This is a genomic window from Bradyrhizobium sp., assembly GCF_030697065.1.
GTDB lineage: Bacteria > Pseudomonadota > Alphaproteobacteria > Rhizobiales > Xanthobacteraceae > Bradyrhizobium.
The window spans coordinates 40,911-49,503 of the sequence record NZ_JAUYQU010000171.1; the positions used below are offsets into that span (position 1 = coordinate 40,911).

General features: G+C 64.8%; 8 protein-coding genes and 1 pseudogene. All 9 read right to left on the minus strand.

The features are described 5' to 3' along the window. Positions 1 to 13 precede the first annotated feature (13 nt). The 9 genes and pseudogenes from yghU to Q8R73_RS13510 all read right to left on the minus strand — a co-directional run bounded on the left by yghU (position 14) and on the right by Q8R73_RS13510 (position 8,588). Positions 14 to 901, minus strand: coding sequence for a glutathione-dependent disulfide-bond oxidoreductase (gene yghU / locus Q8R73_RS13470; protein ID WP_305720040.1), 888 nt, complete (start codon positions 899 to 901; stop codon positions 14 to 16). Between the two features lie 287 nt (positions 902 to 1,188). Next, positions 1,189 to 2,052, minus strand: a complete 864-nt coding sequence (locus tag Q8R73_RS13475; protein ID WP_305720041.1) for a sugar phosphate isomerase/epimerase — start codon at positions 2,050 to 2,052, stop codon at positions 1,189 to 1,191. Then, positions 2,052 to 3,245 (minus strand): dihydrodipicolinate synthase family protein, encoded by a 1,194-nt coding sequence (locus Q8R73_RS13480; protein WP_305720042.1) that lies wholly within the window; start codon positions 3,243 to 3,245, stop codon positions 2,052 to 2,054. The genes Q8R73_RS13475 and Q8R73_RS13480 overlap by 1 nt, the downstream gene beginning before the upstream one ends. A gap of 10 nt (positions 3,246 to 3,255) precedes the next feature. Beyond that, positions 3,256 to 4,407 carry a Gfo/Idh/MocA family protein gene (locus Q8R73_RS13485; RefSeq protein ID WP_305720043.1) on the minus strand — a complete coding sequence of 384 codons (1,152 nt, stop codon included), beginning with the start codon at positions 4,405 to 4,407 and terminating at the stop codon, positions 3,256 to 3,258. Then, positions 4,404 to 5,807, minus strand: coding sequence for a hypothetical protein (locus tag Q8R73_RS13490; RefSeq protein ID WP_305720044.1), 1,404 nt, complete (start codon positions 5,805 to 5,807; stop codon positions 4,404 to 4,406). The genes Q8R73_RS13485 and Q8R73_RS13490 overlap by 4 nt, the downstream gene beginning before the upstream one ends. Positions 5,808 to 5,821: 14 nt before the next feature. Continuing rightward, positions 5,822 to 5,953 (minus strand): annotated as a pseudogene (locus tag Q8R73_RS13495) (ABC transporter ATP-binding protein); the annotation flags it as partial. A gap of 358 nt (positions 5,954 to 6,311) precedes the next feature. After that, positions 6,312 to 6,620: a hypothetical protein gene (locus tag Q8R73_RS13500; RefSeq protein WP_371126093.1), complete on the minus strand. Its 309-nt coding sequence runs from the start codon at positions 6,618 to 6,620 to the stop codon at positions 6,312 to 6,314. A gap of 278 nt (positions 6,621 to 6,898) precedes the next feature. Continuing rightward, the gene (locus Q8R73_RS13505; RefSeq protein WP_371126095.1) at positions 6,899 to 7,558 is read right to left on the minus strand and encodes a TetR family transcriptional regulator; all 660 of its coding nucleotides are present in this window, start codon (positions 7,556 to 7,558) and stop codon (positions 6,899 to 6,901) included. Positions 7,559 to 7,745: 187 nt separating this feature from the next. Beyond that, entirely contained in the window at positions 7,746 to 8,588 is an 843-nt protein-coding gene (locus Q8R73_RS13510; protein WP_305720048.1) for a VOC family protein, read from the minus strand. Between the last annotated feature and the right edge of the window lie 5 nt (positions 8,589 to 8,593).

The following is an 8,593-nucleotide window of genomic DNA, read 5'->3' on the forward strand; positions in this document are numbered from 1 at the left end:
AATCCCACATCCATCACGCCCCGGCCGCAGCCGCCGCACCCTCGACCTTGTCCTGCGTTTTCGTCTCGAAATCGCTCGCCTCATGCCGTTCGTGCAACTGGCTTGAGAGCTCGCCCCAGGTGCGGTTGACCATGCGGCCGCGTTGCACGGCGGGACGCGCGGCGATGGCGTCGGCCCAGCGCTGCACATTCCTGTATGACTGCACATCGAGGAATTCGCCGGCGCCGTACAGCACGCCCTTGACCAGGCCGCCGTACCAGGGCCAGACCGCGATATCGGCGATCGTATAATCCTTGCCCGCGAGATATTCGCTCTCCGCAAGGCGCCGGTCGAGCACGTCGAGTTGACGCTTCACCTCCATGGCAAAGCGGTCGATGGCGTATTCGATCTTGCCCGGGGCGTAGGCATAGAAATGCCCGAACCCGCCGCCGAGATAGGGCGCGGCTCCCATCTGCCAGAACAGCCACGACAGGCATTCCGCGCGAGCGGCGACCTCGGTCGGCAGCAACGCCCCGAATTTTTCCGCCAGATGCACCAGGATGGCGCCGGACTCGAACACCCGGATCGGCTTCGGACCGCTGCGGTCCATCAGCGCGGGGATCTTGGAATTCGGGTTGACCGCCACGAAACCGCTGCCGAACTGGTTGCCGTCGATCTTGATCAGCCAGGCATCGTACTCCGCGCCCTTGTGGCCGAGCGCCAGCAACTCCTCCAGCATGACGGTCGCCTTGACGCCGTTGGGCGTCGCCAGGGAATAAAGTTGCAGCGGATGGCGCCCGACCGGCAATTCCTTGTCGTGGGTTGCGCCTGCGATGGGACGGTTGATGCCGGCGAATTTTCCACCGCTCTCCTTGTTCCAGGTCCAGACTTTTGGCGGCGTATATTCTGATGGCTCGGTCATCGGTTTGGCTCCAGGCAAGGGACGATTTCGTCGGCCCAACTGATATCAACAAGGTTTCGACGAACCGCAAGGGCCGGGGGCGGCTTGCGACGGCAATGCCCCAATGCAGAATAATGATAGAGCGTGCGGTTATTTTCTCCCCTCCTCCCGCGAAGCGGTGGGGAGGGGTCGGGGGTGGGGGGTCGATCGTCGAATGCAACTGTCAGCGAATTCGCCGAGATGCCCCCCACCCCCGACCCCTCCCCGCCACGCGCAAGGGCGCGTGGAGGGAGGGGAGCAAAAAAAGCTTACACCACCGAGCGATGCCGCTCGATGCAGGTCCGCAACACCTCGTCGATCGGCTTTTCCCACCAGTCGTGGGAAAAGATCTCGATCTCGGAATAGCCGGCGAACCCCTGTGCCTCGACCGCGGCCCGCACCGACTTGATGTCGATCACGCCGTCGCCCATCATGCCGCGGTCGTTGAGGATGTCCCGGGTGGGCACCAGCCAGTCGCAGACGTGAAACGCCAGCAGCCGGTCCTTGCCGGCGCGCGCGATCTGCGGCAGCAATTCCGGATCCCACCAGATGTGATAGACATCGAGCGCGACGCCGAGCGCGCCGGTGCGGTCGGGATCGAGCCGGTCGCAGATATCGAGCGCCTGTTTCGTCGTGTTGACGCAGGCGCGGTCGGCGGCATAGGCGGGATGCAGCGGCTCGATCGCCAGCGGCATTCTTGCCTGTGTGGCGTATTCCATCATCTCCGCAATGGCGTCGTCGACCTGGCTGCGTGCGCCTGCAATGTCCTTCGACACCGCGCTGCCGGGCCGCGAATATTGCGGCAGGCCGCCGGCCACCAGCACGATGCAGGGCGCGCCGAGCGCTTTGGCCTCGTCGACCGCGCGGCGGTTATCGTCGCGCGCCTCGGCGCGATGCGCGGTATCAGCCGTGAACATGCCGCCGCGGCAATAGCCCGTCAGATCGAGCCCGGCGTCGCGCACCGCCCGCGCCGCCCGATCGAGCCCGACCGCCGCGACCTGGTCGCGCCACGGATCGATGGCGCGGATGCCATGCCGTGCGCAGGCGTCGATGATGTCGAGCAGATCGCCCTGCTTGCGGACGGTCGCCGTGTTGAGCGACAGCCAGCGATGATCGGCCGAAAAATCCCGCATCACGCCTCGATGCCGCGCAGCGCCAGTACCGTTTTCATCCGCCGCGTCGCCATTTCCGGGTTGGAAAGCAATCCTGCCTGGTCGGCCAGGCGAAACAGCTCGGCCAGATGCAGCGTCGAGCGCGTGCTCTCCTGCCCGCCGACCATCGTGAAGTGATCCTGATGGCCGTTGAGAAAGGCCATGAACACGATGCCGGTCTTGTAGAACCGGGTCGGCGCCTTGAAGATGTGGCGCGACAGCGGCACCGTCGGCCCCAGCACGTCGTGGAAGCCGGCCTCGTCGCCGGCCGAAAGCCGCGACAGCGCGTAGGACGCCGCCGGCGCGATGGCGTCGAAGATGCCGAGCAGCGCGTGGGAAAAGCCCTGGTCGTCGCCGGCGATCAGTTCGGCGTAATTGAAATCGTCGCCGGTATACATCTTCACATTGTTGTCGAGCCGGCGGCGCATGTCGATTTCGCGCTGCTTGTCGAGCAGCGAGACCTTGACGCCGTCGACCTTGTTGGCGTTGGCGTTGATGATGCCGACCGCGATATCCATCGCGGTGTCGAGGTTGTCCGTGCCCCAGTAATTTGCCAGCGCGGGATCGAACATGTCGCCGAGCCAGTGGATGATCACGGGCTGGCGGACTTGCGACAGCACGCGGTTATAAACCCTCGCATAATCGTCGGCGCTGCGGCCGAGCTTTGCCAGCGCCCGCGACGCCATCAGGATGATCCGGCCGCCGGCCATTTCGATCGCCGCGATCTGCTCCTCATAGGCGCGGATGACATCGTCGATGGACTTCGCATCTTCCACCGCGAGGTGATCGGTGCCGGCGCCGGAAAACACCAGCGCGCCGCCCCTCGCCTTCGCTGCGCGCACCGAGCGCTGGATCAATTCCAGCGAGGTCGGCCAGTCCAGCCCCATGCCACGCTGCGCGGTGTCCATGGCTTCGGCGACGCCGAGGCCGAGGTCCCAGATATGCTCGCGGAAGGCAATGGTGCGGTCCCAATCGACCGCCGAAACAAGCCACGGATCGACGTCGGCGAGCGGATCGGAAACTACATGCGCCGCGGAGAACGCCACGCGGTTCAACGTGCCCTGAAGCTTCGCAGGAAACCTGCGCGACGCCGCGAGGCGATAGGTTTCGATGCCGCGATCCGCTTTCGGCAGCTTCAACTGATACGACGAGAGCGGCATAACCGGCTTGTTCATGATCCTCTCCTCACACCTTGATCGGCGCGACATCGACCCAGCGCCGTTCGCGCCAGCTCTGCAGCGCGCATTCGGCGAGTTGCACGCCCTTGGCGCCTTCCAGCAGCGTAAACTTGTAAGGCGCGTCCTCACAGACATGACGGATGAACATTTCCCACTGCTCCTTGAACCCGTTGTCGTAGGAGGTGTTGTCCGGCAGCTTCTGCCAGTCGGCATAAAAATCGTGGGTGCGCTTCTCGTCCGGGTTCCATACCGGTCGCGGCGTGGCCTGGCGGGCCTGGATCACGCAGTCGGATAGCCCTGCCACCGCCGAGCCGTTGACGCCGTCGACCTGGAAGGTGACGAGGTCGTCGCGGTAGACCCGCGTCACCCAGGACATGTTGATATGCGCGATGACGCCGCCCTTGAGCTTGAAGGTGGCGTAGGCGGAATCGTCCGCCGTCGCCCTGTACTTCTGGCCCTTCTCGTCCCAGCGGTCGGGAATATCGGTGGTGCCGAGGCAACTGACGCTTTCGACCTCGCCGAACAGGTTGTCGAGCACGTAGCGCCAGTGGCAGACCATGTCGAGAATGATGCCGCCGCCGTCCTCGCTGCGATAATTCCACGACGGCCGCTGCGCCTCCTGCCAGTCGCCCTCGAACACCCAGTAGCCGAATTCGCCGCGCACCGAGAGGATGCGGCCGAAGAAGCCGGAGTCACGCAGGAAGGCCAGCTTCTTCAGGCCCGGCAGGAACAGCTTGTCCTGCACGGTGCCATGCTTGACGCCCCTGGCGGCGGCGAGCTTGAGCACATCAAGGGCTTCGTCGAGGTTGGTCGCGATCGGCTTCTCGCAATAGACGTGCTTGCCGGCATGGATCGCCCTGGTCAGCAGCGAGGGCCGCGCCTGCGTGGTCGCGGCGTCGAAGAAAATGGTATCGCTCTCGTCCCGCAGGGCGGCATCGAGGTCCGTGGTCCAGCGCGTCACGTTGAAGCGTTTGGCCAGTCCCTCGATTTTCCCGGCGTCGCGGCCGACCAGAATCGGATCCGGCATCATGCGATCGCCATTGCTCAGGCGCACGCCGCCGGAATCCCGGATCGCGACGATCGAGCGGATCAGGTGCTGGTTCAGCCCCATGCGGCCGGTGACACCGTTCATGATCACGCCGAGGCGGTGCGTCGTCATATGGATTGCTCCTGCAGGGTTCTTGCTCTTGCTTGTTGAAGCGGCGCCAGCGCCTTCCACTCCGGGTGGACTTTCGAGGCAAAGCCCGGTGCCGTCAGCGATCCCGTCAGCAGATCGCCGTCATGGATCGACAGCCGTATCCTTTCGCCGTCGCGCCTGTAGAGGTCGGGATGCGCCGACAGAAACGCTTCCGCCTCGGCCACCGGGGTATCGGCGAACCCGTCGACGTAATGATGGCCGTTTCGCTCGGCATGGGTGACGCCGATCAGCGCGCCGAGTGCCAGATCCTGCTGCACGCCGAGGCCGGCCTGGCAGGTCAGGTCCTCGCCCGAGATGAAGAAACGCTCGCCATCCGCGCTCCATTTGGCGGCACGCGTGGCATTGACGATCGACTTGTAGATCCCCTTGCAGGATTTCGAGGAGATGCCGCGATAGCCGAGCGCGCGGGCCGCCGGGAAGGCGTCATAGGAATCATCGGCTTCGTCGATGATGATGTCGCGCCGGGCCAGTAGACCGAGCGGCGATTGCCTGAAGCTGTCGCGCGGCATCGGCTGCTCGATATACAGCAGGTTTGCCGCGATCGGTCCCAAGGCGGCATCGGTGTCGAGCCGCTCGACCAGCGCGCCAAGGGCCATCAGGTCGGCATACTGCTCGTTGGCGTCCAGCGTGACGCTGTAGTCATGCGGCAGCGTCGCCAGTTCATTGCCGATCCGGATCAGCCGCGCCGCATCGGCTTCGGGATCGCCGTTGAGCTTGAGCTTGAAATAGCGGGCGCCGGCGTTCTCATGCGGGTCGGCGACGCCGCCCCCGCCTTCGATCTGGTCGTCCATGCCGACGGTATGCCGGACCGCGACGCGCTCCAGCCGCTGGCTTCCGCGCAGAAATTGCGAGATGTCGTTGTCGCCGATGTCAGGCGACAGCCGCGCATCGATCCCGGCGATATTTTGCGCCATGCCGTCGAAGAAGTTCGCGCCAGTTCCGCGCAACAACGCATCCAGGATCGCCTTGTCGATTTCGGCCGGCCCGAAACCGGCAGCAAGCGGCGGGATATCCTCTTTCGCGCAGGCCTCGACCTGCGCGGCGATGACGGCGGCATGGTGCCCGAATGCGGTATCGAACCCGGATCTCGACAGATAAAGCTCGCGCGCGATCGCCAATGCGCGGCGCAATCCATCGACGGTCTGTTGCGGCGAAAGATGCGCGCGCTTGTCGAACCATTTCGAGGCCATCATTTCGGCGCCGGCGCCGATCGCAGTACCCCGGCCTTCGATCTCGATCGCGGCGCGCACGAAGACCTGCACGGAAGAAGTAATGACCGCGCTGCCGAACCGGAACGGCTTGGCAAACGCGATCGGGCGCTCGAAGAATGAAATGTCCCGCACGGCGATACGTGGCGGCATGATGTCCCTGCCCCTTAGTCCAGCGTGCTCTGGGTGAAGAAATGCCTGCGGATGCGCTGCACCGGCTCGGTGAAGACGGGATCGGCCATGGCGTCGAGCGAGCGCGGCAGCGGCAAGTTGCAGATCGCCGCGATCGAACCCGGCCTTCCCGGGCCTTTCGGCTCCACCACGCTTCGCTCCCTGACCGTTCGTCTCGCCCTTTGTCGGATAAATTAACTTGTTGGATAAATACTGTCTAGGGGGTTTTGGAGTTCAATTGGCGAGGCCCGGCACTGAAACACAGTCTCCTTCAGGATGGGGCACGCATGCCCATATGTCGAACCGGATCAACTGCTGACGGGGTCGAGAATGGCAGGATTAAATCTTCAACTGTCATCCCGCGCAGGCGGGGATTCAGTATCACCGGAGTCGTCAGCGAACGCGAGGCCCCGGCGTGCTGGATACCCCGCCTTGCGCGGGGTATGACGGGTTGCTGAGCTGTTCGATCGCCGTGCCGGCGCGCCGCTAGTAGCAGCGCATGATATTGACGGTCCGCTCCTTGCCGTTGCGGCCGGGAACGGTGACGGTCTCCGCTGGACAACTCTGCACATAGGGACGGTCGGAAGGCGCGACCATCGGCGGAAACCGGTGCGGCCAATCCCAGGGCACGTCCTGGGTGTAGGTGTAGCGGATGTCGCCGGTGATCGATTGATTGACATCAGCCGCCAAGGGCTCGCTATGGGACGGCGGCCCGTAATAGTAGCCGCCGGCGGCCGGCCAGAACGCCCCCGGATGGCTGCGCCGGTGATGCCCGACGAAAGGGGGACGGGGCATCGAATGCGCCGAAGCCACGCCTGCGCGAGGGGTTGCTTGCGCTGAGCGGGCGAAGGCGTCGTTCGCCGCAAACATCATCACTGCGAGCCCGAGAGGCCCGATCAAGGTCCGGTACATTCGATACGCCATGACACTCACCTGACTGTTCACACCCCGGCAGCCCCCCGGAGAACGCTAGGCCGGACCTCCCGCGCCCACAAATACATAATTAACGTTTGGTTAAGGCGTAATGTTAACGGCGCGGAACCGGTCTCGTTCCGGGTCCTGCCCGCCCGAATTCACGCCGGCTGCCGGGCCGGCGCGCGGAGCTTCGGCGCCTTGCCCCTGCCGAAGCTGGCCGCCGATTTCCCGGTCAGCGCCGCCAGCACCAGCGCCACCATATGCGCCAGCCGTTCGTCCTTGGCTTCCTGCTTGAGCAGGTCGCGGCCGAAAATGAAGCTCAGCGTCGCCGAGTTCGACAGATAGAAGAAGCCCAGCGCAGCGATCGAAATGTAGAGCTGCACCGGGTCCACCGCCACCTTGAAGTCGCCGCTTTCGACGCCGCGCCTCACCACGGTTCGGATCATCTCGACGAATGGCGAGTGCATCGATTTGACCTTGGTCGATCGCTTCAGGTGCCGCGCCTTGGCGAGGTTCTCGGTGTTCAGGAGCGCGAGGAATTCCGGATTGCGGATGAAATAATTCCAGGTGAAGCCGATCAGCCGCTCGATCGCGTCGGGCGGGTCGAGATGTTCGAGATCGAGCCCGCGCTCTTCGGCACGGATCTGCTCATAGGCGCCTTCGAGCACCGCGAGGTAGAGATCGTCCTTCTTGCCGACGTGGTAATACAGCATGCGCTTGTTGGCGCCGGCATTGGCCGCGATGCGGTCGACCCGCGCGCCGGCCAGGCCATGGGCGGCAAATTCCTGCTTGGCGGCCTCGAGAATGCGAAGCCGCATACCCGCGGGATCGCGCTGCCATTTCGGAGATTGCGTTGTCTTGGCCAAGTCAGGTGTCTCGGTGAGAGTTGATTGCGGATGTAGCACAACCGTCATTGCGAGCGAAGCAAAGCAATCCAGCTTTCTCGCAACAGTCAGCAAGCTGAATCGCTTCGTCCCCTGCGACTCCTTGCCATGACGGTGACGTTCACACCGCCGCCGTTCGCTCCACCAGCAGCGTGGGGATGCCGCAGGTGCCGCTGCGCACGGTGAGCACCCGCGTTCCCGGCTTGCGGCCGGTGCGCACCTCGAAGACCTCGACGCCCGCGGCGGCGAGCCGGGCGCGCGTCGCCTCGGCATCGGCGACGCGCCAGCTCAGGCCCCACAGCCGGTCACGCGCGGCATCGAGGTCCTTGCCGGGCCGGTGTACGATCTCGACAACGAGGTCGCCGCAGCGAAAGAACATCAGCCGGCCCCAGTCCGGATGCGAACGGTCGAACCGCATGTCGAGCCCGAGCCGCGCGCCGTATAGCGCGGCCGCCCGTTCGGGATCCCCGGTCGCGACCACGACATGGTCCATCGCGGTGATCGAGGCGACCTCGGTGCGCACCGACAGCGGGCGCTCCCTGGGCAATTCGAGGAAGAACAGCCGGACGCCGCGGGTGGCATCGGTCGCAGCCCGGGTCCGCTTCCACGACAGGGTGGCGCCGGTCTCGGTATCCTGGCTGTCGGCTTCCGCGACCGGCTCGGGTTTGAGCGACAGCCGCTCCAGCCGGCGATGCATCCTGTCGATATCATTGCTGCGGAAGCACAGGCTGGCCAGCCCTTCGCCCTGTTGTGCGATGACGTTGCGAATCCGGTCCGCGGTGGCGCCCTCGCCGGACGGCGCCATCAGCTCCAGCGTCATGTTGTCGAGCGTGAACAGCACGCGGTCGGCACCGTCGCCGCTGTTACGCCACGCCGGCGTGCGCGCAAACAGGATTTGATAGGCCGCTTCCGCGGCTCCGAGATCGCGCACCAGCACGACGATGTGGTCGAGCCCCGTGATCATGGGAA